Source organism: Eikenella corrodens, assembly GCF_003990355.1.
In the GTDB taxonomy this organism is placed as follows: Bacteria; Pseudomonadota; Gammaproteobacteria; order Burkholderiales; family Neisseriaceae; genus Eikenella; species Eikenella corrodens_B.
On record NZ_CP034670.1, the window covers coordinates 192,560 to 217,883 of the forward strand.

At 58.3% G+C, this 25,324-nt stretch carries 23 protein-coding genes; 6 read left to right on the top strand and 17 right to left on the bottom strand.

All coding sequences use genetic code 11. From position 1 onward, the window contains the following. Positions 1-4 precede the first annotated feature (4 nt). Genes pilW through ispG form a run of 3 tightly spaced genes read left to right on the top strand, consistent with a single transcriptional unit; the run spans position 5 to position 2,952 of the window. Positions 5-778, top strand: coding sequence for a type IV pilus biogenesis/stability protein PilW (gene pilW, locus ELB75_RS01065; protein ID WP_126982316.1), 774 nt, complete (start codon positions 5-7; stop codon positions 776-778). Next, entirely contained in the window at positions 775-1,665 is an 891-nt protein-coding gene (locus ELB75_RS01070; RefSeq protein ID WP_126982317.1) for a helix-turn-helix domain-containing protein, read from the top strand. Before pilW ends, ELB75_RS01070 begins: the two co-directional genes overlap by 4 nt. 9 nt (positions 1,666-1,674) lie before the next feature. Beyond that, positions 1,675-2,952 (top strand): flavodoxin-dependent (E)-4-hydroxy-3-methylbut-2-enyl-diphosphate synthase, encoded by a 1,278-nt coding sequence (ispG, locus tag ELB75_RS01075; RefSeq protein WP_126982318.1) that lies wholly within the window; start codon positions 1,675-1,677, stop codon positions 2,950-2,952. 310 nt (positions 2,953-3,262) lie between these two features. Here ispG and ELB75_RS01080 read toward each other — a convergent pair whose 3' ends face one another. The 6 genes from ELB75_RS01080 to ELB75_RS01105 form a co-directional block, all read right to left on the bottom strand. Further along, positions 3,263-3,679 (bottom strand): hypothetical protein, encoded by a 417-nt coding sequence (locus ELB75_RS01080; RefSeq protein ID WP_126982319.1) that lies wholly within the window; start codon positions 3,677-3,679, stop codon positions 3,263-3,265. Positions 3,680-3,772: 93 nt separating this feature from the next. Then, positions 3,773-4,168 (bottom strand): hypothetical protein, encoded by a 396-nt coding sequence (locus ELB75_RS01085; protein WP_126982320.1) that lies wholly within the window; start codon positions 4,166-4,168, stop codon positions 3,773-3,775. Positions 4,169-4,603: 435 nt separating this feature from the next. Further along, complete coding sequence (gene pyrE / locus ELB75_RS01090) at positions 4,604-5,248, bottom strand: orotate phosphoribosyltransferase (RefSeq protein WP_126982321.1); 645 nt, start codon at positions 5,246-5,248, stop codon at positions 4,604-4,606. A gap of 148 nt (positions 5,249-5,396) precedes the next feature. Next, positions 5,397-7,208: a translational GTPase TypA gene (typA, locus tag ELB75_RS01095; protein ID WP_126982322.1), complete on the bottom strand. Its 1,812-nt coding sequence runs from the start codon at positions 7,206-7,208 to the stop codon at positions 5,397-5,399. 303 nt (positions 7,209-7,511) lie between these two features. Then, on the bottom strand, positions 7,512-7,874 hold the full coding sequence (locus ELB75_RS01100; protein ID WP_126982323.1) for a nuclear transport factor 2 family protein: 363 nt from the start codon (positions 7,872-7,874) through the stop codon (positions 7,512-7,514). A gap of 220 nt (positions 7,875-8,094) precedes the next feature. Further along, positions 8,095-9,339, bottom strand: coding sequence for an NAD(P)/FAD-dependent oxidoreductase (locus ELB75_RS01105; RefSeq protein WP_126982324.1), 1,245 nt, complete (start codon positions 9,337-9,339; stop codon positions 8,095-8,097). A gap of 141 nt (positions 9,340-9,480) precedes the next feature. Between ELB75_RS01105 and ELB75_RS01110 the strand changes: the two genes are divergently transcribed. Further along, positions 9,481-10,276, top strand: a protein-coding gene (locus ELB75_RS01110; RefSeq protein WP_126982325.1) for an IS5 family transposase whose coding sequence is annotated in 2 segments (ribosomal slippage) — positions 9,481-9,846 and positions 9,848-10,276 — 795 coding nt in all. Because the reading frame shifts where the segments join, the coding sequence is not laid out codon by codon here. 164 nt (positions 10,277-10,440) lie between these two features. Here ELB75_RS01110 and ELB75_RS01115 read toward each other — a convergent pair. The 10 genes from ELB75_RS01115 to hemN all read right to left on the bottom strand — a co-directional run bounded on the left by ELB75_RS01115 (position 10,441) and on the right by hemN (position 22,216). Next, positions 10,441-11,859, bottom strand: a complete 1,419-nt coding sequence (locus tag ELB75_RS01115; RefSeq protein WP_126982326.1) for a TIGR00341 family protein — start codon at positions 11,857-11,859, stop codon at positions 10,441-10,443. 172 nt (positions 11,860-12,031) lie between these two features. Continuing rightward, entirely contained in the window at positions 12,032-14,344 is a 2,313-nt protein-coding gene (locus tag ELB75_RS01120; protein WP_126982327.1) for an MMPL family transporter, read from the bottom strand. Next, positions 14,337-15,992 (bottom strand): ApeI family dehydratase, encoded by a 1,656-nt coding sequence (locus ELB75_RS01125; protein ID WP_126982328.1) that lies wholly within the window; start codon positions 15,990-15,992, stop codon positions 14,337-14,339. Before ELB75_RS01125 ends, ELB75_RS01120 begins: the two co-directional genes overlap by 8 nt. An 89-nt stretch (positions 15,993-16,081) precedes the next feature. Next, complete coding sequence (locus tag ELB75_RS01130; protein ID WP_126982330.1) at positions 16,082-17,128, bottom strand: Gfo/Idh/MocA family protein; 1,047 nt, start codon at positions 17,126-17,128, stop codon at positions 16,082-16,084. A gap of 71 nt (positions 17,129-17,199) precedes the next feature. Then, positions 17,200-17,796, bottom strand: coding sequence for a LolA family protein (locus tag ELB75_RS01135; RefSeq protein ID WP_126982332.1), 597 nt, complete (start codon positions 17,794-17,796; stop codon positions 17,200-17,202). Between the two features lie 70 nt (positions 17,797-17,866). Beyond that, positions 17,867-18,247, bottom strand: a complete 381-nt coding sequence (locus ELB75_RS01140) for a DUF4298 domain-containing protein (RefSeq protein ID WP_126982334.1) — start codon at positions 18,245-18,247, stop codon at positions 17,867-17,869. Between the two features lie 55 nt (positions 18,248-18,302). After that, complete coding sequence (gene era / locus ELB75_RS01145) at positions 18,303-19,199, bottom strand: GTPase Era (protein ID WP_126982336.1); 897 nt, start codon at positions 19,197-19,199, stop codon at positions 18,303-18,305. A gap of 76 nt (positions 19,200-19,275) precedes the next feature. Then, positions 19,276-19,707 carry a hypothetical protein gene (locus ELB75_RS01150; RefSeq protein WP_126982338.1) on the bottom strand — a complete coding sequence of 144 codons (432 nt, stop codon included), beginning with the start codon at positions 19,705-19,707 and terminating at the stop codon, positions 19,276-19,278. Between the two features lie 137 nt (positions 19,708-19,844). Then, on the bottom strand, positions 19,845-20,618 hold the full coding sequence (rnc, locus tag ELB75_RS01155; RefSeq protein ID WP_241236096.1) for a ribonuclease III: 774 nt from the start codon (positions 20,616-20,618) through the stop codon (positions 19,845-19,847). A gap of 212 nt (positions 20,619-20,830) precedes the next feature. Continuing rightward, positions 20,831-22,216: an oxygen-independent coproporphyrinogen III oxidase gene (hemN, locus tag ELB75_RS01160; protein WP_126982340.1), complete on the bottom strand. Its 1,386-nt coding sequence runs from the start codon at positions 22,214-22,216 to the stop codon at positions 20,831-20,833. Between the two features lie 174 nt (positions 22,217-22,390). On the opposite strand from hemN, the gene fnr reads away from it, so the two are divergent. Next, positions 22,391-23,116, top strand: coding sequence for a fumarate/nitrate reduction transcriptional regulator Fnr (gene fnr / locus ELB75_RS01165; RefSeq protein ID WP_126982342.1), 726 nt, complete (start codon positions 22,391-22,393; stop codon positions 23,114-23,116). A gap of 82 nt (positions 23,117-23,198) precedes the next feature. Beyond that, a complete protein-coding gene (trkA, locus tag ELB75_RS01170; RefSeq protein WP_126982344.1) occupies positions 23,199-24,608 on the top strand; it encodes a Trk system potassium transporter TrkA in 1,410 nt (469 codons plus the stop codon). Positions 24,609-24,804: 196 nt separating this feature from the next. Here trkA and ELB75_RS01175 read toward each other — a convergent pair whose 3' ends face one another. Further along, positions 24,805-25,191 (bottom strand): hypothetical protein, encoded by a 387-nt coding sequence (locus ELB75_RS01175; protein ID WP_126982346.1) that lies wholly within the window; start codon positions 25,189-25,191, stop codon positions 24,805-24,807. Between the last annotated feature and the right edge of the window lie 133 nt (positions 25,192-25,324).

A 25,324-nucleotide genomic window follows, 5' to 3' on the forward strand; every position in this document is an offset into this window, starting at 1 on the left:
TATCATGAAAAAAGGTTTAATTGCCTCCCTGACGACGCTCGCCTTGCTCGCCGGCTGCGGCGGCATCACCATCCACACCGGCAACAAAGAAGTGCGCAACCGGCCGGAAGAAATTGCCGCCATCAAAACCCAGCTGGCCATCGAATACATGAATTCGCACGACTACCGTGCCGCCGTATCGGCGATTGAAGAGGCCTTGCAGGTTCAGCCGCGCAACGAAAACGCCTGGCTGGTGCGGGCCGAAATTTATCAATTTCTGAAAGTACCGGAGAAAGCGGAAGAGAGCTTCCAGCGCGCCTTGTCTATCAAACCCGACAGTGCGGAAATCAACAACAACTACGGTTGGTTCTTGTGCAATTCCGGCGGCCGTCCGAACCAAGCGCTGACTTATTTCGACCGTGCCTTGGCCGACCCCACTTATCCCAGCCCGCAGGTGGCCTACATGAACAAAGGCATCTGTAGCGCCCGCCTGGGGCAATACAACCTGGCCATGGCCTATCTGGAACGCTCCCAAGCGGCCGACCCGAGTTTCGCCCCCGCGCAAAAAGAAATGGCACGCGTACGCATGCTCGAAGGCAATTTGGGCGAGGCCGACCGCCAGTTCCGCCAATATCAAAGTAAGGTAGACCGGCTAGGTGCCGACGATCTGCTGCTGGGCTGGAAGATTGCCCGCGCCCGCGGCCAAACCCAGGCCGCCTACGAATACGAAGCGCAGTTGCGCACCAACTATCCGTATTCGCCAGAACTTCAAGAAATTACCACAGGAAGACCCCAATGACCGAGATCTCAACCCCCCAACTGGCCGCCGCTGAAGAACTGGGCAAACTGTTGCGCCACAACCGCGAACAGCAACAGCTGTCGATTGGTGACGTGTCGGAACACCTCAAACTGCCCGCCCGCCAGGTGGAGGCGTTGGAAAACGCCGATTTCAGCAAACTGCCCGAGCCCGTGTTTGTGCGCGGCTTTCTGCGCAGCTACGGACGCTACCTGAATTTGGACGAAACCGTATTAAACAACTATCTGGAGCAGATAGTTGCCCCCAGCCAATTCCAAAGCCCCTCGGCCAAAGAAGACGGCAATGTGAAGATGACCTATCACACCACCCCGATCAAAAAACCCTTCCCGCGCTGGATTTTCGGTGTGGCCGCCGCTGCCGCGATTGTGGGGGTGGTGGTGTTGTGGCAGATGAAGTCCAACACCGAACACCAAAAACAGAATGCCCAAACCAGCATTCCGGAAAACCAAATCCTGCCGCCCAACTTAGACAGCAGCAATGTGCAGGTATTGCCCTTGCAAGAAGCTTCTGCGCCCGCTGCCTCCCTGCCGGCGGTTTCAGGTAGCCAGCCGCAGCCGGCGGAAAACCCTGCTTCCGCACCGGCTGCCGCAGGCATCCAATCGGCTCAAGGCGAATTGGTGCTCAAACTGCGTTTCCGCTCTTTCCTCACCGTAACCGATAAAGACGGCCAAATGCTGATTGCCAAAATCGTGCCGGCCGGCAGCGAACACCGCTTCTCCGGCAACGGCCCCTACCGCGTACGCATCGGCTTTGCCAAAAACAGCCTGGCCAGCTACAGCGGCCGCGACATCAACGTAGCCGAGCATATGGTAGACCACAAAACCGCCGCCTTCACCGCAGGCGGATCAGACGATGCCGCCAAACAATAATACCCGTTTATGAACACAACCCTTCCTTCCCGCCGGCAAACGCATCAGGTAGAAATCGAACACATCACCATCGGCTCCGGCTCGCCGGTGGTGGTACAGTCGATGACCAACACCGACACCGCCGACGCCGAAGCCACCGCTTTACAGGTGAAAGAGCTCAGCGAAGCCGGCTCGGAAATGGTGCGGATTACGGTGAATAACCCGCAGGCCGCCGCCAAAGTGGCCGAAATCCGCAGCCGACTCGACGACATGGGCTGCCCCACCCCGCTCATCGGCGATTTCCACTTCAACGGCGAACGTCTCCTGGCCGAATTTCCCGAATGCGGCAAGGCCTTGGCCAAATACCGCATCAATCCCGGCAACGTGGGCAAAGGCGCGAAAGGCGATGAGAAATTCGCCTTTTTAATCCGCACTGCAGCCGAAAACGGCAAAGCCGTGCGCATCGGCGTGAACTGGGGCAGCCTCGACCAAAGCCTGGCCAAACGCCTGATGGATGCCAACCGCAACCGCCCCGAGCCGCTGCCGCCCGAAGCTGTGATGAAGGAAGCATTGGTGCTCTCTGCGCTGGAATCCGCACAAAAAGCCGTGGATTTGGGGCTACCTGAAAACAAAATCATCCTGTCGTGCAAAGTCAGCGCCGTGCAGGATTTGATTCAGGTATACCGCGATTTGGGCAGCCGCTGCGCCTATCCGCTGCATCTGGGGCTCACCGAAGCCGGTATGGGCAGCAAAGGCATTGTGGCTTCCACCGCCGCACTCGCCGTGCTGCTGCAAGAAGGCATCGGCGACACCATCCGCATCTCGCTCACCCCCGAACCCGGCAGCTCGCGCACGCAAGAAGTGATTGTGGCGCAAGAAATCCTGCAAACCATGGGACTGCGTTCCTTCACGCCGATGGTAACTGCCTGCCCGGGCTGCGGCCGCACCACCAGCACCGTCTTCCAAGAGCTGGCGCGCGATATCCAGCTGCACCTGCGGATGCAGATGCCTGTGTGGAAACACAAATATCCCGGCGTGGAAAGCCTGAACGTGGCCGTGATGGGCTGCGTGGTCAACGGCCCCGGCGAGAGCAAACTGGCCGATATCGGCATCAGCCTGCCCGGCACTGGAGAAACCCCGGTTGCCCCCGTGTATGTGGACGGCGAGCGCACGGTAACGCTCAAAGGCGATAACATGGCTGCCGAGTTTTTGCAGATTGTGGAAAATTATGTGGCCGAAAACTACGGCGAAGGCGGCAAAAAACGCCTCGGCCAAACCGCTAAAATCATCCCCATCCGCCAAGCTTAGCCAGATTGGCGCGCAAAAAAACCTTTGCCGGTTCGGCAAAGGTTTTTCTATTGGGGCGAATACGGCCTGTAAACAAATTGATTACTCTCTATAGCCGGCGTAAGCCAAATCGGCTTTCACTATAGTGGATTAACAAAAACCAGTACAGCGGCGGCAAACCGCAGACAGCACAGGATCATAACAAGGCAAGCCGACGCTTCAGTGAAAGTCCAGTTGGCTTGCCATCAGCCATCCAAAGCTATTTCAAATATCCCTCAAACCGCGTTTGAAGCGGTTTGGGCTTATGTTTTCAGGTAGCCTCCTGACCCGCTTATTGATTGGCATTAAGCGTGTTCATGCAGAAGCGGTATTCTTCTTCGCCGATGCGGTCGGCGATGCGGTTTTTAGTCTCGGCACTGACCGAGGTTTTTGAATCGGCAGGCACGTTGGTACGCTGGGCTTTGCTGATGGCGATACTGATGGCGCTGAGCGTCAGCCTGCGGGATTCGTCGTTTTGGGCGGCAGTTACATATTTCTGGCGCAGGCGGGCTTCGGTGTCAGCCGGTTTTTCGCCTTCCAAGCGTGCCAAAATGGCATCATGGGAAACGGCTGCCGAGGTTTTGCAGTAGCTTTCCGCATCGGTTACCGTTTGCCGCTGCACTTCGCCTGTAGCCGAAGCAGGCGGTTTGGCGCAGGCCGCCGCGGTGAGCAGGGTGACGAGGCAGAGGGCGGTTTTCCATGTTTGCATAATGTTTCCTTTCATTTATAGCGTTTGCAGGATGATCCTGCTCAGGCCGCCTCTTGGGGTTTCAGGTAGCCTGAGGGGGATTCTGGTTCAGGTTCAATCGATAAACTGCCGCAGCATACTCACAGCCAAGTGGCTAAACTGGCGGTATTTATCGGTTTTTTCGATTTTGTCTTTGCCGAGCCCGATTTCGATGATGACGCCGGTTTTGTTGCCGTAGAGCACGGTGTTTTCAATTTCGTAGGCACTGTGGGTTTTGCCTTTGCTGTCGGGCGTGGGCACGATGAAGGCCTGCAGCATTTCGCCGCCTGCCAGGTTTTGCAGAATCAGGCTTTTCTTCACGTTCTCGGCCAAATCGCCGCTCACATATTGGAAGGGGTTGGTAGCCACATCGGTTACGCCGCGATAAGTGTAGATGTAAACCTTATGTTCGAGTTTGGGGTTGTTGAGCAGATAGAGTTTGAGCAAAAGCTGACGGAGGTCGGCGGCCATGATGTTTCCCTTTGTATGCCCGCTATAGCTGCGGTTGGGGCATTATAGCCAATCTGCGGATACTAAAGCGATAGCCTCGGTATATTTTTGACGAATTAAAATAAGCATGCTGCTGCCGTAATGATTCAATAGGGAAAGTTGGAAACCGCTGCGTTGTTTAGCATTTCCTCTATTGCAGATGGATTTCACTTTCCCCAAATATAGTGAATTAACAAAAACCAGTACGGCGTTGGCTTGCCTTGCCGTAACGTGTGTACTGTCTGCGGCTCGCCGCCTTGTCCTGATTTTTGTTAATCCACTATAACTTATCAGGCAATTATCCGTCATTATCACGAAGAGGGCAGATTTCTCGTATCTGCTGATACCCCCGACAATATCGGATGCCAGGCAAGGACCTAAAATGTAAACAGCGCGACGATTTCCTACACTATATTCTTAGCCTGCCACCCCGTAGCGGTCGCGGTAAGCCTGTACCGGCTCGAGGTATTGCCGGAACTGTGCATCGTCTTGCAAGAGCGCGAGCAAATCGGCCAGGCTGGCAATCGGCACCACCGGCAGCCCGTATTGCTGGCGCACCTCTTGCACCGCCGATTGGCTGCCCGTGCCTTTTTCCATGCGGTCGAGCGCAATCGCCACCCCGGCCGGTGTCGCACCCGCCTGCTCAATCAGACGTACCGATTCGCGCACCGAAGTGCCGGCGGAAATCACATCATCGATAATCAACACCCGCCCGGCCAGCGGCGCGCCCACCAACGTACCGCCTTCTCCGTGGTCTTTGGCTTCTTTGCGGTTGTAGGCAAAAGGCACGTTGCGCCCCGCTTCGGCCAGCATCATCGCCGTGGCCGAGGCCAGCACGATGCCTTTATAAGCCGGGCCGAACAGCATATCGAACTCCACCCTGCTCTCGAGAATCGAACGCGCATAAAACCGCGCCAACGCAAGGGTGGAGGCGCCGTCGTTAAACAGCCCGGCGTTGAAAAAATAGGGCGAAAGCCGCCCGGCTTTGGTAACAAACTCGCCAAAGCGCAACACATCCTGCTCCAGCGCAAAGCGCAGAAAATCCTGCCGAAAATCGCTCATGATGCCTTCCCTGAAATCAAGAATTAGAAACGTCGGCATTATAGCCGATTCTGTGGCACTCTTCGGCGGATATAAGAAGGCTACCTGAAAACCGGCAGAAGGGTTTCAGGTAGCCTTTGCTGATATGGCTGAGGCTTTTCGGGTAGCTTTAGTCCAATTTTTTAAAGTGGCGGCGGCGTTCCAGTTCGCTTAGGTAGCGTTTGCGCAGGCGGATGGATTTGGGCGTGATTTCCACCAGTTCGTCGTCGTCGATGAATTCCACTGCGCTTTCCAGCGTGAGCTTAATCGGCGTGGTGAGACGCACGGCTTCGTCGGTGCCGCTGGCGCGCACGTTGGTGAGCTTTTTGCCTTTGAGCGGGTTCACCACCAAGTCGTTTTCGCGGCTGTGGATGCCGATAATCATGCCTTCGTAGATTTTGTCGTTGGGCGACACAAACATGCGGCCGCGGTCTTCCAAGTTCCACAGGGCATAGGCCACGGCTTCGCCTTGTTCTTGCGACACCAGCACGCCGTTGTGGCGGCCGGGCATATCGGGTTTGACTGGGCCGTAGTCGTCGAACACGTGGCTCATCAGGCCGACGCCGCGCGTGAGGGTCATGAATTCGCCTTGGAAGCCGATAAGGCCGCGGGCGGGAATGTGGTATTCGAGGCGGGTGCGGCCGTTGCCGTCGCTTTCCATGTTGGTGAGTTCGCCACGGCGGCGGCCGAGTTCTTCCATCACTGCGCCTTGGTTTTCGTCGGGCACGTCCACGGTGAGGTTCTCATACGGCTCGCATTTTTGGCCGTCGATGTCGCGGTACACGACGCGCGGTTTGCCCACGGCCAGTTCGTAGCCTTCGCGGCGCATGTTTTCCAGCAGGATGGTGAGGTGCAGTTCGCCACGGCCGGACACGCGGAATACGTCGGCATCGGCGGTGTCTTCCACCCGCAGGGCGACGTTGGTGAGCAGTTCGCGTTGCAGGCGGTCGCGGATTTGGCGGCTGGTCACGAATTTGCCTTCAGTGCCGGCCAGCGGCGATGTGTTCACCATGAAGTCCATGGTGAGGGTGGGTTCGTCCACGCTGAGCATGGGCAGGCCGACGGGGTTGTCTTTGTCGCAAATGGTTACGCCGATGCCGATGTCTTCGATACCGGAAATAATCACGATGTCGCCGGCTTCGGCTTCTTCAAGCGGTACGCGTTCCAAGCCTTTGAAACCTAAGAGCTGGTTGATGCGGCCTTGGGCGATTTGTTTGTCGTGGTTCATCACGGCCACGGTTTGGCCGGGGCGGATTTTGCCGTTGAGGATGCGGCCGATGCCGAGGCGGCCGGTGTAGTTGTCGTAATCAAGCTGGGAGATTTGCAGTTGCAGCGGCGCATCGGGGCTGCCTGAAGGCGCGGGGGTGTATTTGAGGATGGTGTCGAACAGCGGGCGCATGTCGCTGCTCTCGTCTTCTTCGTTCAGCTTGGCGAAGCCGGAGAGGCCGGAGGCATAGACGATGGGGAAATCGAGCTGTTCTTCGCTGGCGCCGAGGTTGTCGAACAAATCAAAGGTTTGGTCGATGACCCAGCTGGCGCGGGCGGTGGGCTTGTCGATTTTGTTGATGACGACGATGGGTTTCAAGCCTAACGCGAGGGCTTTTTTGGTGACGAAGCGGGTTTGCGGCATCGGGCCTTCTTGCGCGTCCACCAGCAGCAGCACGCAATCTACCATGCCGAGCACGCGTTCTACTTCGCCGCCGAAGTCGGCGTGTCCGGGGGTATCGACGATGTTGATGTGGTAGCCTTCGTATTCGATGGCGGTGTTTTTGGCGAGGATGGTGATGCCGCGTTCTTTTTCAATGTCGTTGCTGTCCATCACGCGCTCGTCGACGTGCTGGTTTTCGCGGAAGGTGCCGGACTGGCGCAGGAGTTGGTCCACCAGCGTGGTTTTGCCGTGGTCCACGTGGGCGATGATGGCAATGTTGCGGATATTTTTCATGGGGTTTGTCTGCTGTTTTGTAATCGGATTGGGAATGGGAAAAACTCTGCATTATAGCACGGTTGGGTATGCATTTTTAGCTTCGTTAAAGCCGCATTTTCAAGCATAGTGAATTAACAAAAACCAGTACAGCGTTGGCTCGCCTTGCCGTACTATCTGTACTGTCTGCGGCTCGCCGCCTTGTCCTGATTCAAATTTAATTCACTATAATCTTTGAGTCATTTAGGGCTACCTGAAATTTGAAAACAGCCTGCACTTGAAGTTTCCCAAGTGCAGGCTGCCTGAAACCCATCGGGCTGCGCTTTATGCGGCGTTGTTGTTCATCGTCCAGCAGTCGGTGATTTTGCCGTCTTTGACTTTCAGGAAATCCGTGCCGACTTTGACGGCGGTTTTGCCGCCGAGCGTGGTGGTTACGCGCCAATAGGCGGAAATCATGTCGCCGTCGCAAAACGGGCCGAGCACGAGTTCGTAATGCAAATCGGCTTTGGCGCGGATGGTGGCAATCCAAGCCTTCGCGCTGGCAATGTCGGTAACGGGCGCGGGCGGCGGGGTGGAGTCGGCGGTCAGGTGGGCTTTGAAATGGGGCGACAGGAGCTCGTCGGCAATATCAAGATGGCCGTTCCACATCTGCGTCCATGCGTTGTAGATTTTGTGTGCGTCGGTCATGTTTTATCTCCTATAGTGGATTAACAAAAATCAGGACAAGGCGGCGAGCCGCAGACAGTACAAATATAGTGAATTAAATTTAAACCAGTACAGCGTTGGCTCGCCTTGTCCTGATTTTTGTTAATCCACTATAGTGCCGATTTGAACTTCGCCGAAGCTGATGCTTTCAGGTAGCCTTCCGGCCGGTATGGCATCGAAGGCTACCTGAAAATTCATCCGCTTATTCGCACTTCTGCTCACCCACGGTTTCGGCCAGGGCTTTGAGGCGGCGTTCGGGTTTTTCCACGTAGGGGTTGTTGCTGTCCCAGGCGTAGCCGGCGAGGATGGAGCTGATCATGCGGCTGATTTCGGGGTTGCGGTTGGGGGCGTAGATGGCGTCTTGGAAGCTGCCGTCATACCAGCCGTTCACATAGGTGCGGAAGGCGTTGACGCCCGTCATCAGCGGTTCGGCAAATTCGCGCTGCCAATCGGCTTCTTGGCCTTTGAGCTGGCGGGCGAGCAGGTCGGCGGCGAGTTTGGCCGAGTGCATGGCGATGGTGACGCCGGAGGAGAAGACGGGGTCGAGGAATTCGGCGGCGTTGCCCAAGAGGGCGAAGTGGCGGCCGTGCAGGGTTTTGACGTTGGCGGAATAGCCTTTGATGTGGCGGAAGGGGAAGTCGTTTTCCCATTGGGCGTTGCCCAACACGCGCGCGAGCATGGGGATTTCGGCGGCGTAGCGGCGCAGGATGGCTTCGGAATCGCCCAGGCCGGCGAAGCGTTCGGGCAGGCCGACCACGCCGATGGAGCAGCGGTTGTCGCCGAATGGGATGAGCCAGAGCCATACATCGCGGTGCACCGGGTGGGTGGAGATGAGGATTTTGTTGCGGTCGAAACTGGGGTCGGCGATGTTGTCGTCGATGTGGGTGAAGTGGGCTTCGCGCATGGGCAGGTCGGACGGGGTGTCGAGGCCGAGCAGGCAAGGGAGGACGCGCCCGTAGCCGCTGGCGTCGAGCACGAAGCGGGCGGTGAGTTCGTAGGTTTCGCCGTTGTCGGTTTCCACGCTGAGGCGGGCGGTGTCGCCGCTGTTGTCGAAGGCGGTAACGGCGTGGCCGAAGCGTACGTCCGCGCCTTGTTTGGCGGCTTCGTCGATCAGGATTTTATCGAAGATTTCGCGGCGCACTTGGTAGGTGGTGCCGGGGCCGGGGGTGAATTTGTCGGTGAAGTCGAAATAGGTGTAGCGGCTGCCCCAGGTGAAGGCGGCGCCGTTTTTAAATTGGAAGCTGGGCTCGGCCTCTACGGCGGGCAAGAAGCCGGCTTCTTCGATGAATTCCATGCAGTGCGGCAACAGGCTTTCGCCGATCACGAAGCGGGGGAAATGCTGCTTTTCGAGCACGCACACGGAAAAGCCGTGTTTGAGCAGCAGGGCGGCGGCAACTGCGCCGGAGGGGCCGGCGCCGATGATGGCGATATCGCAGGATTGGGACATGTTTGGTCTCCTTAAGGATGGGGTGTGGGTTTCAGGTAGCCTTTCAGACGGCCTGGAAGGCTACCTGAAAATCGTAGAATGAGGTTTGCGCGACGTCAATAGACCTATTGCGAAAGTATCCTGAAGATTTATAATTCCCAAATGAAATACGAAAACCTCATCCAAAGAAGCGATAGCGAATTCAAACGGCTCACAGGTGTAACGCCCGTCCTTTTTCACGAAATGCTGCAAGTCACCACAGAAGCAGAAAGCCGGAAGGTCAAGTCGGGCAGGCCGCATACGCTCGGTTTGGCAGACCAACTGCTGCTTACCCTAAGCTATCTGCGCCATTACCATACCCAACTCGAATTGGCCGCCATCTACGGCCTTTCCGAAAGTAATGTCTGCCGCACCATCCGTAAAACCGAGGACGCCCTCATCCGTTGCAAACGCTTCTCCCTGCCAAAGCACAAGAATCCGGGCGACCAAACGGTCATCATTGACGTTACCGAAAGCCCGATTGAACGTCCCAAAAAAACAGCGGCAGTATTACAGCGGCAAGAAAAGGCGGCACACGGTTAAAATCCGGGTCATATACGGCAGGGAAACGGAAAAAATCATCAGCATCCGGACGGGGATGGGTGCCCGGCATGACATGCGTTTAGCCAAGAGGCACCTTGCAGAGCTTTATCCCTACAAAATAGTCATTGCGGATAAGGGTTATCAAGGATTGGCCAAAACCGGATTACAGACCCCGAAAAAGAAATCCAAACGTCATCCGCCGGACAAACAGGATAAAGAGGCGAACAGGCGGTTAGGCAAACTCAGAACCGTCATCGAGCACATCAACAGGAAACTGAAGATATTCAAAATATTGTCGCTGCCTTACCGCAACAGGCGGAAACGGTTCGGGTTAAGGGCAAATCTGATTGCAGGACTGGTTAATGCGATGGGATGAATATTTTCGCAAGAGGTCTAATATATAAAACCGTATGGGTTTAAGTTTCAGACGGCCTTTTTGTAGTAGCGGGCGGGTTTCGTCATTCATAATTCACACTAAGGGAGGCTACCTGAAAAGTTCTAGCTAGCCTCCGGGGTTCAGGCGAAATATTTGAGGGATGCCTATTTGTCCAAAACTTTGGTATTGACCAACAAGCGCACCGTTGTACCTTCATAACGCTGGTTCAACCATGCCTGTAACCGTTCGCGGTCTTTGGCGGGCAGAGGTTGGTCGAATTCGAGGGAGACAACAATATTGTTACTTGCGTCCGCTTCTTCGCTTTGAACTCTCTCAGGCTGCTCCTGCGTAGCGGGTGCAGTTTGTGCTTTTTCCCAAACCAAACCGCGCCCAACAACGATTTTTTCGGCTTCCGGATATTGGGCTTTGATTTCCCTCAGTACTGCTACGTCTTCGGGACTGGTGGTTTTGCCCGCAAGCACGGTATCGATGTAGGCCTGCTGCTCTTCCAGCTTGTTCTGTAACTGCACCGAGTTGTTATGGCTTGCCAGCAGTTCTTCAATTCTGGTGTCACTGCCCCCCGCATAGACTACTTTCACTTGCGGTTCTTTTATACCTGCCGCTTTCAGATTTGTGACCAGCAGAGTGGTAATTTTCTCGGCATTCCCTGTTCCGTTGACAATCAGCCCGACTGCACGTTCTTTGTAGTTCACCATTTTACGCAGCACGAAAAAATCTTCCTGCTGTTGTGCAGCGGCGATGGCATTGTTGGCTTTGGTATTAAACAGCTCCTGACGCACTAGTCCCGATGCCATATATCCGCTCGGAATCATCACTGCCAACACTACGGCTGTGATAATAATACGGTGCAGTCTGCGTTTGGTCTTACTTACCAGCCCCCTGCGCGGCAGCTTAAGTAGTTTGGAAAACAGTAGGGTGGAAAAAGCGATGAACACGCAGTTGATGGCAAACAGATAAAAAGCACCGAAAAAATAGTGCCAGTTACCGTGTGCTAGTCCATAGCCCGCCGTGCACAGAGGAGGCATCAGTGCAGTGGCAATTGCCACACCCGGGATGGCATTGCCTCCTTCTTTGCGCGTTAATGCCACAATGCCTGCACTACCGCCGAAGAAGGCAATTAACACGTCCCATAGGGTTGGCTGGGTACGTGCCAAAAGCTCGCTTTGTGCCTCTTTCAGCGGGGTTAGCAGGAAATACAGTGTAGCGGTAACCAAACTGATGGCGATGAACACAATAATATTGCGTGCTGCTTGGCGGATCAGTGCAGTATCGCCTACCGCGGCACCGTAACCCATACCGACGATCGGCCCCATTAACGGGGAAATCAACATCGCCCCGATCACTACCGCCGTGCTGTTTACATTCAAACCGATACTCGCCACGGCAATGGCAAACATTAATACCCACATGTTAGTTCCAGATACCCGCGTATTGGCACGGATGGCGGCATCGATTTTGTCAGGATGAGCTTGGTCATGTGCAAGGTTGAATACATCTTGCAGTTTGGTCATTGTGTGATTGTCTTGTACTTCCTGATTTTTACTATTTTCCTGTTCTTGCATTTTCTTATCCTCAAATTTTAACGATTGTTTTGAATGCTACCTCACAATTGTGATCAAGGATAGGCGGCACACTTTTTATAAGAAGCTATATTTTAGTTTTGCAGAAGTCCAACCTTAGCTTTGCCAAGATGTCGATTCATTAGTTGAAGCTGATGCTTTCAGGTAGCCTTTTTCAGACGGCCTCCCGCCCCGCGCCTTCCTTCTTCAGCAGCCAGGCCGAGAGCAATACGTTCAGCCCCACGCCGAGCGATACGGTGATGCCGAAGGCGGCGACGGCGGGGGTGGTGCTGATGGCGAGCAGCAGGAAGGAGATGGCGGTGGTGAGGGCGGCGAGGAGGATGCCGCCGAGTTTGGCGGCGGGGGTTTCGCGGGCGGTGAGGGCGTAGACGGCGTAGTCCGCGCCCACGGCGGCCACCAAGAGCAGGCCGAACATGGCAAACAGGCTGACGGGCAGGCCGAGCCAGCCGAGCAGGCCGACGGTGGCGGCGGCGGAAATCAGCGGTACGGCGAGGATGAGGTTGCCGCGCCGTGCGCCGAAGATGTGCCACAGCACGAGCCAGGCCAGGGCGAAGGAGGCGAGTTTGAGCCAGGCGGCGTGGTTGCGGGTGTGGCGGAAGAGTTCGTTCAGCCGGGCGCGTTTGTCCACCAGCCGGGCGCAGGTGCCGGTTTGGTTGCAGGGCAGGGCGGAGAGCGCGGTTTGCACGGCGGCGGCATCGTTCAGGCCTTGCACGCGCACGAGGGCGGCTTCTTGGCCTTGGATGTTGCCCAGATAGAGGGTGCGCCAGGCTTCGGCGGTTTGCCCGCTTAAGGCTTGATCAAGCGGGACGACGGGTTGCGCGGCGGCCTGTTGCAGGGCAGTTTGGATGGTGTCGGGCTTCAGGCCGAGCTGGAGCATGGGGTCCGCCGACGGGGCGGGTTGTTCGGCCAGGCGGCGCAGTTGGGCGAGCAGGGCTTGCTGCTCTTCAGCGGGCAGCAGCCATTGGTTGAGCGACTGCACGCCGCCGAGACCGCCTTTGCCGACCAAGGGTTGCAGGGCGGCTTCCACTTGCGCGCTGCGGCGCAAGAGTTCGTCTGCATTGTCGGCCTGCACGAGGATGCTGCGGCCGCCGGTGTCGTTGCCGCTGATGTCGGCCACTTGGCGCATTTCGGCGATGAGTTGAGGCGACAGGGCCGCCCAGTCGCGGATGTCGTCGCGCCAGTCGGTTTTCAGGTAGCCTGCGGCGGCCAGCGGCAGAATAGGCAGGAGCAGCCAGTGCAGGCGGGCGGCGGCGAGTTTGTGCATGGCGGCGGCAAACCAAGCGGCGCGGGGGCGGTAGCCGCGAAACAGCGGCGGCAGCAGGAGCACGGTGGCGGCAAACGCGCCGCCGAGCGCGGCCACGGAAAACACGGCGGTTTGGCGCAGCACGGGCAGCGGGGTGAAGGCGAGCAGCAGGTAGCCGGTGGCGGTGATGCCCAGCCCGGCGAGGAAGGCGGGCAGGACGCGGCGCATGGCTTCTTTGGCCGCCCAGTCGGGAGAGAACACCGAAGGCGTGAGCCAGTGCAGCGGGAAGTCCACCAGCATCCCCACCAGGCTGGTGCCGATCACGACGGTGAGGATGTGAATCTGCCCGAACGCGCCCACCACGGCCGCCGCGCCGAGCAGCATGCCCGCGCCCAGCGGCAACACCAGCGCAAACACGCGCGGGCTGCGGAACACGGCCAGCAGCAGGGCGAAGGTGAGCGTGAGGCCGATGGCGGACATCAGGCCGCTTTCGCGTTCGGATTGGGTTTTGGCTTCGGCGGCAAACAATGCGCCGCCGGCGGCCAGCAGGCGGTAGCCGCCGCGCTCGGCTTGGGCGCGGGAATCGGCCAGAAGCGGCAGCAGGCGTTCGGCCTGATCGGCGGCGGCTTTTTCAGGTAGCCTGGCGCGCAGCCACACCCAAGTGATGCCGTCTTGTTCGCTATACATCATGCCGTTGCCGCTGTGCCATTGCAGGCGGCCGGAGGGCTGTTTTTGCTGCACGAAGCGGGCGAAGCCGAGCCAGTCGTCTTCCAGCGGCACAATTTGAGCGGCAAACGGGTTGGCCGCGTCTTCGGCGCGCTGTTGGAAATAGGCGGCGGGGTCGTGCAAGAGCAGCTGTTGCTGTTCGCGCGGCAGGGCGTTCACGCCGAGGCGGCGGATTTCCTGCCGCAGTTGCGCCAAATCGGGGTTTAGGCGGCTGTCCACTGCGGAGAACAGGCCGCTTTTCTGCCAGCGGTCGGCCACTTGTTCGGCGGCGGCGAAGGCGCGGTCGGCATCTTCGCTGCCCACCAAGAGCAGGATTTGGCCGTTGAGCTGTTTTTCGCCCGCTTCATCTGCCGCGCGCCACACCGCGTCCACCTGCGTGTCGGCGGGCAACAGCGCGGTGAGGTCGGTTTGCAGGCGGCCTCCTTGCGCTATCCCCCAGCCCAGCCACGCGGCGGCGAAGGCCAGCAGCAGGGCATACAGCCACGCGAGCCTAGTCATGCAGCGCCACCCTGCCCGAAGCGCAAGGCGTGTCGCCCTGCCTGATGGCGAAATGGATTTTGTTTTTCGCCGCGTCGTGCCGCAGCGTGAGCTGCACGGTGTCGTGCGGGCGCACAAAGTGCTGGTATTTCAGGTTTTCGATGTGTTGCACCGTTTTTCTGCCCCAGTCGAAGCGTGCCGCCAAATCCATCGCCCACTGCACTTCAATCACGCCGGGCACCAGCGGGAAATCGGCGAAATGGCCGCCAAACCAAGCCAAATCCAGCGGCACAACGCCTTCAAACGCATATTCGCGCGTTTCTGCGTTTTCGTGCAGCACAGCCCACTGCGGCGCGGTTTGCGGCCGGGTAAAGGCTACCTGAAAATCCTGTTCGCGGATTTTCGCCTGCGGGTTGCGCGGCAAGGCGGCGGCAAAACGCCAATAGCGCGGCAGCGCGGCGGTGTCCTGCGTTTTGGCCAGATGCTGTTTCAGGGTTTGCACCACGGCGGCGCGCCCCTGCTCGCGCAGTGCGGCAATGCCCTCGGCGGAAAGTGCCGCCCAGGCGGCAATCCGGCCGTGCTGCGGATGGCGGGCGCAATGCGCATCGGCCACCCAGGCGTGGGCGAGCAAATCGTGCTCCAGCTGCGCCAGAGACACGCGCTTGTCTTCCAGCTTGATGATGCGGTCTTGGCGGCCGAGCAGCTCCAATCGGCGGCCGTCCAGCCGCACCGCATCGGCGGTGTGCCGCACCCCGCCGCTCCACGGCGAGGCTACCTGAAAAATGTTTTCTTCGTTCACCGAAGCCTCCACTGCGGGCAGCAGTTCCCAAGCACCGCCCTGCCGCAACGCGATGACGCCGGTTTCCGTGCTGCCGTACACATCGTGCGGCGCAAAGCCCAGCTTCTCTTGCAGCAGCGCGGCGGTGGCCTCCGGCAGCATTCCGCCCGCGCTGATGATGCCGCGCACATTCTGCTGCAGCCGTGCCCAATCGCGCCCTTCGCCCAAGCGGTTCAACAGTGCGGGGCTGGCAATCCACACGCACTCGCGGCGCGAATCGGCCAGCAGCAATTCGGGATACACGCACTGCCGCCGCCCGATTGCCCAGCCCGCCGCCAGCGACACGAACACGCGGAAGGTCAGCCCGTATAAATGCTGCGGGCTCACGCTGCCCACGGCGGCCAAGCCGCGCCAGCTTTCAGGCAGCCTGTCGGCCAGCGCCGCCGCTTCGGCCAGCATCTGCGTGCGCGTTTTGGTTTCCACCTTCGCCTCGCCCGAAGAGCCGGAAGTTTTCAGATACAGCACGTTTTCACGCGGCCATTCCAACGCTTCCGCCGGCGCGGCCGCCCGCTCCGCCGCCCCGTCGTACAGCCAGAGGCCGTCTGAAACTTCCGGCACGTCGCTCAACCATACCGCCCCGCCTGCTTCCGCCCAACGGCGGTTTTCCTCCGCCAAATTCGGCGGCAGATACACCTCCGCCCCGGCCAGCCACGCGGCCAGCAGCGCGGATGCAAACCGCGCCGCATCGTCGAACCACAGCGCGGCGGCCCGCACATTGTGCGCACGCAAACGCGCGGCCAGCGAGAGCGTGGCGGCGGAAAACTGCGAGGCTGTCCAGCCTTCGGCCAACAGGGAATCGGGGGAACGGTTTAAAAGCGGGAGTATGGGCATGGTTTCGGATTGGCTGTTGGATAAGGGATTAACGGTATTTCAGGTAGCCTTGAAGGCTACCTGAAAGCGCGATGGACATGAATGCCCGCCTACGGCTGCTGCAAATCAAACAATATTTGCTGGTGTTCTGCCGCAGCGGCGAAATCGGGAACGGTGTGCGTGCCTTCGGTTAAATCGCGGTACACGGCGCGGTAGGCGCCCACGAGGTTTTCCTGCGCTTCCGTATGCGGTGCGAAGGTTTCGCGGCTGCCGTTGCTGCGGGCGATTTCAATGGTTAGCGGCTGGTATTGGATGTGGCCGTTGGCGGCAGTAACGGTAATGCGGGCATGTTCACACTCGATGCTGATCTTCAGACCTTCCAAGCTGCCGCCGTAAGCCGCATCAATCAAGCCGCCTTGCGCGGTGCGGGCATGGAAAAACACATGGTCGGTGGCGGTGCGGTGCACGGTTTCGCCGGTGTCTTGCAACAGGATTTCGGCATATTGGCAGGCGGTGAGCGCGTGCATTTGGTTCAGGCTGCCAAACAGGAAACGAAGGGCGGAGAGCAGGTGGGCGAAGGGGATGGTGAGTGTGTTTACGCCGTTTTCCTGAAATTGGGCGTAGCGGTAGCGGGAAAGGGAGGTGCGGGCACGGGAAGGGTCGCTGCCTTGAATGGTGCAGGCGAGCATCCGCCCTGTCGCAGGGGCGTCCAATAATTGTTTGATTTTGTTTACGTAGGGTGAATGCAGGGCTTGCAGGCCGATGAAGTTTCGGCAGCCGTATCGGGCGGCCAGGGCGGCGAGATGGCGGGATTGGCCGGGGTCTGTGCCCAGCGGCCATTCGCAATAAACGGCTTTGCCGGAAGGCAGGATTTGTTCCAGCAGGGCTTGGTGTTGCGGCAGATTGACGGCGACCACCAGCAAATCCACATCGCTGCGTGCTGCCAATTCCGCCGCGTTGTCGGTGGCAAACGGCACGCCGTATTTTTGTGCGGCGGCTTGGGCTTTGGCGGGTGTGCTGACAGTCAGGCCTGTGATTTCAAACAGCTCGGACAGTTTGGACAGGGAGGGGAAGTGCGCTGATGCGCCCCAGCCGCCGTCCGCGCTCAGTCCGATGATGCCGACGCGGATTTTGCGGGATTGGATTGGATGGTTCATTCGGATGTTCCTGAAGGAAAGGATTTCGGGTTTTCAGGTAGCCTTAGAGGGGCTACCTGAAAAATGGCGGCTTATTCGCCTAGGGCCTGTTGGGCGGCAGGGCTGAGCGGCTGGTTGGTTTGCAGCTGGTTAAACTGCATCACGGTGCGGTCGCCCTGTTTTTCGTCCAGCTCCACTTTCTGCACCAACTGGCCGCCGCTGATGACGATTTTGTTGAACACCTGCTGCATCACGGTGGTTTTCGGGGTGAGGGTGAGCTGCCATTGCTGTTTGCTGCCGGAAAGGGCGAGGTTGAAGTGGCGCTGCAGTTCGGCGGTGTCGCCGCCGAGCACGGCCATGAAAAGTTTTACTTGTGCGGCCTGTGCGGTTTGACTGCCATTGGCGCGCCATTGGCCTTGCGCGTCTTGGCGGCTGATGCCGTCGCGGCGTACGCGCAGTTTCATGTCAAACGGTTTCTGCAGATGCCAAAACAGGCCGCGGCCGGGGCGCAGGGCGAAGCGGCCGCCGGTTTGCACGGGCTTGTCTGCCGAACGCAAAAAACGCTGCTGGGTAAACCCGCCCTGCACGCTCTGCGGGGCTTGCAGCTGCATGGTGAGCTCGGCGGTGCTGAAGGCGAGTGCGGGGAGGGCGGTGAGGGAGAGGAGGAGGCTGAGAAGGAGTTTTTTCATGGTTTTCGGGGTAATACGGGGAGTGGAACAAGGAGCGTAGTATAGTGGATTTGCGGGCGGCTGCGGTTTTTCAGGTAGCCTCTGCCTGCCCGTCGGCTTCCGCGGCATCGGGGCGGAGGCGGTTTTGCGGATCGAGCTCGCGGGTGGCGGCGCGCAGCCAGGCCCAGGATAGGTCGTATTGCTGCTGGAAAGCGTTCCACAGGGCGTCTTCGCTCATGATGCTGTATTCGCCTTCGGTGGCCAGGGAAACGGGCAGGCCGTTTTCGATGGCTTGGTGCAGCGGCATGTATTCGCGGTCGTAGAATTCGGACATTTCGCGCATCAGCCACATGGCGTGCCGCCATTGCTCTTGGGCGGCCTCCAGTTCGGGCAGCAGGCGTTCCCATTCGCGGTAGAGGGCTTGGATGCGGTCGATACGCGCTTGGGCGGCTTCGGGGGTGAGGTTCGGCATGGTTGCCTCCGGTGTTTGTTGACTGGGTGGCGCGGGCTTCGGGCTACCTGAAAACCTACAGCCCGAATTCCTGCAGGAAGCGGGCATCGTCTGCCCAGCCGGATTTCACTTTCACCCAAACTTTGAGGAATACTTTGGTTTCAAACAGTTTTTCCATATCCAGGCGGGCTTCGGTGGAGATTTTTTTCAGTTTTTCGCCGCCTTTGCCGATGATGATGGCTTTTTGGCCGTCTTTATCCACCAACACGGCGATGTAGATGCGGTATAGCCCGTCTTCTTCTTCAAACTGTTCCACCGCCACGTTGGCGGCATAGGGCAGCTCTTCGCCGAGGTGGCGGAACAGTTTTTCGCGCACGATTTCGGCGGCGAGGAAGCGGGCGGAACGGTCAGTGACCGCGTCTTCGGGATAGAGCGGCACGCCCTCGGGCAGATGGGGGCGCAGGATGGCGAGCAGCTCGCCGATGCGCAGGCCGTGTTTGGCGCTCACGGCTTCCGCGCCGGCAAAATCAAACTCTCGGCGCACGGTTTCGATAAATTCTTCCAATTCGGCCTTGCTCTTGGCGCGGTCGATTTTGTTCACCACGAGGATGACGGGCAGGTGTTTGGGCAGCAGGCGGACCACGGCGCGGTCGGCTTCGCTGAAACGCATGGCTTCCACCACGAAAGCCACCACGTCCACGCCGCCGAGGGCTTCGGTAACGTTTTGGTTGAGCCGGTCGTTGAGCGCGTTGCGGTGGCGGGTTTGGAAGCCGGGGGTGTCCACGAAGATGAACTGGCTGCGCTCATCGGTATAAACGCCGGTGATTTTGTGGCGGGTGGTTTGGGCCTTTTTGCTGGTGATGCTGATTTTCTGGCCGATGAGGTGGTTCATCAGTGTGGATTTGCCCACGTTCGGCCGGCCGACGATGGCCACGAAGCCGCAGCGGAAATCGGAAGAGGGTGTTTGGTTCATGCGTTTTTCCTGACGATATATTTTTCAGGTAGCCTCTAACCCGCTAGGCACAGGCTACCTGAAAGTTTGGCGGGCGCTATTTTTTAATGCGAATTTTGCTTTCGGGGCTGTCAAACACGATTTCGGGCAGATGCCATTGCGCCATGAGTTTGTTCAGTGCCCTGATTTTCAACATGCGCACGGGTTTGCCGGCCAGAATGGGAGCGTTGATGGCGAAGCGGTTGATGCCGAGCAGGAAGTTAATGCACTCCTGCACCAACATATCGTTGCCTTCAAAGCGGATTTCGGTGGCGCTGGTGAGCATGCCGGTGCCTTTGGCCCACACGCCTTTGTCGTTCAGTTTATAGCCGTTCTCCTTTGCCCAAGCCTGCCATTCGGGTGAGTTTTCCGCACCTTCCGGCACGTGGATGCGCAGCTCGGGATAGTCTTTTACCGCGTTTTTGGAGGAGAACCATAAGAAGAAAATGCCGATAAATGCGCCAAATAAGACGCTGAACACAAAAACCATGATTGAATCCTTTATTAAGTTGAAAATGAATAGCTAATATATAGCATGCCGTTTTCTGTCGGTAAATCCTGCCTGCAAGGCTTGTTTGCATTAGCTCAAATATTATTGGCCTGAATGATAGCGGCATCAGCAGCGATTCAGGCATGGGATTTGCGCTGTTTTTTGTTTTTGCCGGGCAGGGGGTGATGTTCCTGCAGCCAATCCAGCGCCTCTTTGGCTGCGGCTTGTTCGGCGGCGCGGCGGCTGGCGGCTTGGGCGCGGGTGATGTGGGCGAGTTCGCCCAAGTCGCAGGAGATGTCGAAACGGGCATCGCAGCCCTCGCCGGATTGGTGTTCGATGCGGTATTTGGGCAGGGGCAGGCGGCGGGCCTGCAGGGCTTCTTGGAGCAGGGTTTTCGGGTCTTTGCCCTGGTTGCTCAAATCGATGTTGGCAATGCGCCGGGCAAACAGGCGGCGCACGGTTTGCTCGGCGGCGGCGAAATCGGCATCGAAGCTGATGGCGGCCAGCAGGGCTTCCACGGCATCGGCCAGGATGGAGGGGCGGTCGAAGCCGCCGCTTTTGAGTTCGCCCACGCCCAAATACAGCGCGCCGCCCACGCCCATGCTGCGGGCGATTTCGGCGAGCACGTCTTGGTTGACCAGATTGGCGCGCAGGCGGGAGAGTTCGCCTTCGCTATAGCCGGGGAAGGCGTCGAACAGCATTTTGGCCACGCTGTAATCGAGGATGGCGTCGCCGACAAACTCGAAGCGTTCGTTGTTTTGGGCGCTGTAGCTGCGGTGGGTGAGCGCCTGCTCGAGGAGGCGGGGATTCTGGAAGCTGTGTCCGAGGTGGCGTTGCAGCTCTTCGCCGGCCCGGGCGCGGCGCGGATCGGGCTTCGGGAGCTTGCGGGGTTTGGCGGTGGGTTTGCTCATGATGGCGGGATTATATCGGGTTTGGCAGCGCGGCGCAGGCAATAGATGGTTTTCAGGTAGCCTCTATGCGGTTTGCGGTAGGCTACCTGAAAAGTGGCGGATTATGGGTATTAAAAAGAATGCCGCTGCATTGGCTCGATGTTTTGCCTGCCTGGCGGCTTGTGCTTTCAGGTAGCCTTTGTTTGCCGGATAAAGGCTACCTGAAACCTTGTTCACACGGTTTGCGAATATTGGGCGGCGGTGTCGCGGGAGCGCAGGTGGCGGTCGAACACCATGGCGATGTTGCGGATGAGGAAGCGGCCTTTGGGGGTGACGGTTAGGCCGGTTGCATTAAGCTCAACCAGGCCTTTGGCGGCGAGGGTGGCGGCATCGGCCAGCTCGGCAGCGAAATATTGGGCGAAGGGCTGGCGGCATTCGGCTTCGTAATCGGCAAACTCGAGGCCGAAGCGGCACATGAGGTCTTGAATGAGGCGGCGGCGCAGCAGGTCGTCTTCGTCGAGCAGGTAGCCGCGGAACAGGGGCAGCCGGCCGGCATCGAGGTCGGCATAGTAGGCTTCGATTTGGCGCTGGTTTTGGCTGTAGATGCGGCCGATTTTGCCGATGGAGGATAGGCCGACAGCGATGAGGTCGCAGTCGGCGTGGGTGGAATAGCCTTGGAAGTTGCGTTGCAGGCGGCCTTCGCGCAGGGCGACGGCGAGCTCGTCTTGGGGCTTGGCGAAGTGGTCCATGCCGATGAAGACGTAGCCTTCGCTGCCCAGCCGCTGCACGATTTGCTGGAGCATGTCGAGCTTGGTGTTGCTGTCGGGCACGGCATTGGTGTCGATGCGGCGCTGGGGTTTGAAGATGTGCGGCAGGTGGGCGTAGTGGTAAACCGCCAGCCGGTCGGGGTTGAGGGCGAGCACTTTGTCCAGCGTTTGTTGCATGGTGGCGGGGGTTTGGTGCGGCAGGCCGTAAATCAAATCGACGCTCACGGATTGGAAGCCGGCTTCGCGGGCGGCGTCGATCACCACACGGGTTTCTTCTTCGCTCTGGATGCGGTTTACGGCTTGTTGCACTTGGGGATCGAAATCCTGAATGCCCACGCTCATGCGGTTGAAGCCGAGCGAGCCGAGAAACAGCACGGTTTCGCGGCTTACTTTGCGCGGGTCGATTTCGATGGAGTATTCGCCCTGCGGCATCAGGGTGAAGTGCTCGCGGATAAGGCCGAACACGAAATCGAGCTGGGCATCGGAGAGGAAGGTGGGGGTGCCGCCGCCAAAATGCAGCTGCGCCAATTCGGGTTTGCCTTGCAGGAGTTCGGCCTGCAGGGCGAATTCTTTTTTCAGGTAGCCCAGGTATTGGTCAGCGCGGGCGGTGTCTTTGGTGATGATTTTGTTGCAGCCGCAGTAGTAGCAGATGGTGTTGCAGAAGGGGATGTGGATATAGAGCGAGAGGGAGCCGGGCGTGCGGTTGCGCACGGCTCGGGTGTAGTCTTCGGCGGTAAAGCCTGCGTGGAAGCGGTCGGCGGTGGGGTAGGAGGTGTAGCGCGGGCCGTTGGCGGGCAAGGAGGCGATGAGCTTGCGGTCGAAGATGATTTCTTGGGTGCGGTTGGCAGACATGATTGTGTTTAAATTAATGTTATTATTTGGGAAATATGCGGCAATAGGTTTTGTTTGTGAAATCGGGTAAAATGCGGATGTTTGCAAATTGCCCCGACTATTGCCGGGCGGTAAGTATAAACGATAATTGCCGCCGCTTCATAAGCCCAGTTTGCTTAGAAAGTTAGCACACACATGAAAGCCATGCCCCTCGCCACGACTTGTTCGCGCTGCGTTTTTAAAGAGTTATGCCAGCCCAATGCCGCGATTGCGGTGGCGGTGGAGCGCGTTGATGCGGTTATCAAGCGCAGCCGCCGCCTGAAAAAGGGCGATTTCCTGTTCCGCAACGGCGACAGGTTTGATTCACTGTTCGTGGTGCGCACCGGTTTCCTGAAAACAGTTGTTGCCAGCCAAGACGGGCGCGATCAGGTTACCGGTTTTTTTATGTCGGGCGAGCTGGTGGGCATGGACGGCATCTGCAACCAAATGCACTACTGCGATGCGGTGGCGCTGGAAGACACGGAAGTATGCGAGCTGCCCTATGCCAATATGGAGGAGCTTTGCGCGGCGGTGCCGGAATTGCAGCTGCATTTCTACCGGCTGTTCAGCCAAGAAATCGTGCGCGACCAAAACGTGATGCTGCTTTTGGGCAATATGCGCGCCGAAGAGCGGCTGGCCGCCTTTCTGATTAACCTGTCGCAACGCCTGAAAAAACGCGGCCTTTCGGCCAACGATTTTATTTTGCGCATGTCGCGCGAGGAAATCGGCAGCTATTTGGGGCTGAAGCTGGAAACGGTGAGCCGCACGCTCTCCAAATTCGGCCAGGAGGGGCTGGTGGAAGTGGAATACAAACACATCCGCCTGCTCAAGCCCGAACGGCTCAAACAGCTGGCTTCCGGTACCCAGCCCGCTGTGGTTTGAAGCAGCTTTCCGCATTTGTCTTTATTTCCCAACCGCTTGGCAGGCTACCTGAAACTTCGGCCGCCAAGCCCAACCTTCCAATATGAAAATCCTCATCTTAGGCAGCGGCCAAGTGGGCACTGCCGTGGCACAGAATTTGGTGGAAATCCCCAACCACGACGTTACCATTATCGATAACGATCCCGAAGCCCTGCGCAACATTGGCAGCAAGCTCGATGTGCAAACCTTACTGGGCAACGGCTCTTCTCCTGCCGTGATGGCCGAAGGCGGCGCCTACGACACCGACCTGCTGCTCGCCCTCACCCGCCACGACGAAACCAATCTGGCCGCCTGCAAGCTTGCTTCCAGCCTGTTCAACATCCCCAACCGCATCGCCCGCGTGCGCCTTTCCGATTATTTGGAATTCACCGGCCCCGACGCCGAAGAAGATAACGACGGCCGCGGCACGCTCGATCTGTTCGGCGTGAGCGAATCCATCTGCCCCGAGCAGCTGGTTACCGAGCGGCTGGCCGATTTGCTCTGCCACCCCAGCGCCCTGCAGGTGCTCACCTTTGCCGAAGACAAAGTGCGCATGCTGGTGGTGCGCGCGCAAAGCGGCGGGCGGCTGTTGGGGCAGCCTATCCACACCATCCACGAACACCTGCCCGAAGGCACCGACTGCCAAATCTGCGCCATCTACCGCAACAACAAGCTGATTATGCCCACGCCGCAAACCGTGATTCAGCAGGGCGACGAAGTATTCGTGGCGGCCGCCACTTCGCAAGTGGCCGAAGTGTTGCGCGAATTGCGCCCGCAGCAGCAGCCCACGCGGCGCGTGATGATTGCCGGCGGCGGCCAAATCGGCTTCCGCCTCAGCCGCCAGCTGGAAGACCGCTTCGATGTGAAAATCATCGAAATCAACGAAAAACGTGCCGAATGGCTTTCGGAAAACCTCAACAGCACCCTCGTGCTGCACGGCTCCGCCGCCGACGAAAGCCTGCTGGAAGGCGAATACATCGACGAAATCGACGTATTCTGCGCGCTCACCAACGACGACGAAAACAACATCATGGCCGGCATGCTGGCCAAAAGTCTCGGCGCCAAGCGCGTTATCGCCATCGTCAACCGTTCCAGCTATGTGGATTTGCTGCAAGGCAATACCATCGACATCGCCGTATCGCCCCACTTGGTGACCATCGGCTCGATTTTGGCGCACATCCGGCGCGGCGACGTGGAAGCCGTCCACCCCCTGCGCGGCGGCAATTCCGAAGCCATCGAAATCGTGGCGCACGGCGACAAAGACACGTCCAAGCTGGTCGGCCGCCGCGTGAGCGCCGTGCGCTGGCCCAACGGCTGCCACGTTGCCGCCGTGGTGCGCGGCGAAGAAGTGTTTATGGGGCATCAAGACGTGCAGCTGGCCGACGGCGACCACATCATCCTGTTCGTAGCCCGCCGCCGCGTGGTGAGCGAATTGGAAAAACTGATTCAAGTGCGCATGGGCTTTTTTGGCTAGAAACCGCGGCTTGGAATATATATAGTGGATTAACAAAAATCAGGACAAGGCGGCGAGCCGCAGACAGTACACACGTTACGACAAGGCGAGACAACGCTGTACTGGTTTAAATTTAATTCACTATAGAAGGCTACCTGAAAAACGATTTCCCGTTTTCAGGTAGCCTTTCCGTTGACTCGGCGCAAGCCGAAGCCTTTCAATATCCCGCGCTTATCCGCCACATTTTCCTGCCGAGGAAATACGGCACGCAGAACAACACCAGCACAATGCCAAGCGTTACCGCCGTGCTCAACAGATAGTTTTGCAAGGGCACGGCCTCCTTGCCGTGATACAGCGAAAATGCAAAACCGCCGAATATCAGCAGCATAAACCCCCTTGCCGCCCAACCCGCACCGTGCAGCCCCTTGCTTTCGCGCCCCCAGCCGTGCAGCAGCGAAAGGCAGGCCACCGGCACTAGGTAGAAGGCAGACTTGATATATTCGTTCATGTTCGGATCGGGGTGGTGCGGCTCAAACTTCAGCCCGAACAGCAACACTGCCCAAGCAATCACAGTCAACTGAATTAATCGGATTAATATCGACATTTTTGTTTTCCCGTTTATTCAAAATAAAACATCGGATTATAACGATTTTGTGGTTTTTGGCAATCCTATCCGGCTAAGGTAGATGGATTAACAAAAATCAGGACAAGGCGGCAATGCTCTCTGTGTACGGATA

Bases quoted from the DNA above. Each gene is read 5' to 3' on its own strand.
- pilW (WP_126982316.1), top strand. From the start codon at position 5: ATGAAAAAAGGTTTAATTGCCTCCCTGACGACGCTCGCCTTGCTCGCC.
- ELB75_RS01070 (WP_126982317.1), top strand. From the start codon at position 775: ATGACCGAGATCTCAACCCCCCAACTGGCCGCCGCTGAAGAACTGGGC.
- ispG (WP_126982318.1), top strand. From the start codon at position 1,675: ATGAACACAACCCTTCCTTCCCGCCGGCAAACGCATCAGGTAGAAATC.
- ELB75_RS01080 (WP_126982319.1), bottom strand. From the start codon at position 3,679: ATGCAAACATGGAAAACCGCCCTCTGCCTCGTCACCCTGCTCACCGCG.
- ELB75_RS01085 (WP_126982320.1), bottom strand. From the start codon at position 4,168: ATGGCCGCCGACCTCCGTCAGCTTTTGCTCAAACTCTATCTGCTCAAC.
- pyrE (WP_126982321.1), bottom strand. From the start codon at position 5,248: ATGAGCGATTTTCGGCAGGATTTTCTGCGCTTTGCGCTGGAGCAGGAT.
- typA (WP_126982322.1), bottom strand. From the start codon at position 7,208: ATGAAAAATATCCGCAACATTGCCATCATCGCCCACGTGGACCACGGC.
- ELB75_RS01100 (WP_126982323.1), bottom strand. From the start codon at position 7,874: ATGACCGACGCACACAAAATCTACAACGCATGGACGCAGATGTGGAAC.
- ELB75_RS01105 (WP_126982324.1), bottom strand. From the start codon at position 9,339: ATGTCCCAATCCTGCGATATCGCCATCATCGGCGCCGGCCCCTCCGGC.
- ELB75_RS01115 (WP_126982326.1), bottom strand. From the start codon at position 11,859: ATGCAAGAACAGGAAAATAGTAAAAATCAGGAAGTACAAGACAATCAC.
- ELB75_RS01120 (WP_126982327.1), bottom strand. From the start codon at position 14,344: ATGACTAGGCTCGCGTGGCTGTATGCCCTGCTGCTGGCCTTCGCCGCC.
- ELB75_RS01125 (WP_126982328.1), bottom strand. From the start codon at position 15,992: ATGCCCATACTCCCGCTTTTAAACCGTTCCCCCGATTCCCTGTTGGCC.
- ELB75_RS01130 (WP_126982330.1), bottom strand. From the start codon at position 17,128: ATGAACCATCCAATCCAATCCCGCAAAATCCGCGTCGGCATCATCGGA.
- ELB75_RS01135 (WP_126982332.1), bottom strand. From the start codon at position 17,796: ATGAAAAAACTCCTTCTCAGCCTCCTCCTCTCCCTCACCGCCCTCCCC.
- ELB75_RS01140 (WP_126982334.1), bottom strand. From the start codon at position 18,247: ATGCCGAACCTCACCCCCGAAGCCGCCCAAGCGCGTATCGACCGCATC.
- era (WP_126982336.1), bottom strand. From the start codon at position 19,199: ATGAACCAAACACCCTCTTCCGATTTCCGCTGCGGCTTCGTGGCCATC.
- ELB75_RS01150 (WP_126982338.1), bottom strand. From the start codon at position 19,707: ATGGTTTTTGTGTTCAGCGTCTTATTTGGCGCATTTATCGGCATTTTC.
- rnc (WP_241236096.1), bottom strand. From the start codon at position 20,618: ATGAGCAAACCCACCGCCAAACCCCGCAAGCTCCCGAAGCCCGATCCG.
- hemN (WP_126982340.1), bottom strand. From the start codon at position 22,216: ATGTCTGCCAACCGCACCCAAGAAATCATCTTCGACCGCAAGCTCATC.
- fnr (WP_126982342.1), top strand. From the start codon at position 22,391: ATGAAAGCCATGCCCCTCGCCACGACTTGTTCGCGCTGCGTTTTTAAA.
- trkA (WP_126982344.1), top strand. From the start codon at position 23,199: ATGAAAATCCTCATCTTAGGCAGCGGCCAAGTGGGCACTGCCGTGGCA.
- ELB75_RS01175 (WP_126982346.1), bottom strand. From the start codon at position 25,191: ATGTCGATATTAATCCGATTAATTCAGTTGACTGTGATTGCTTGGGCA.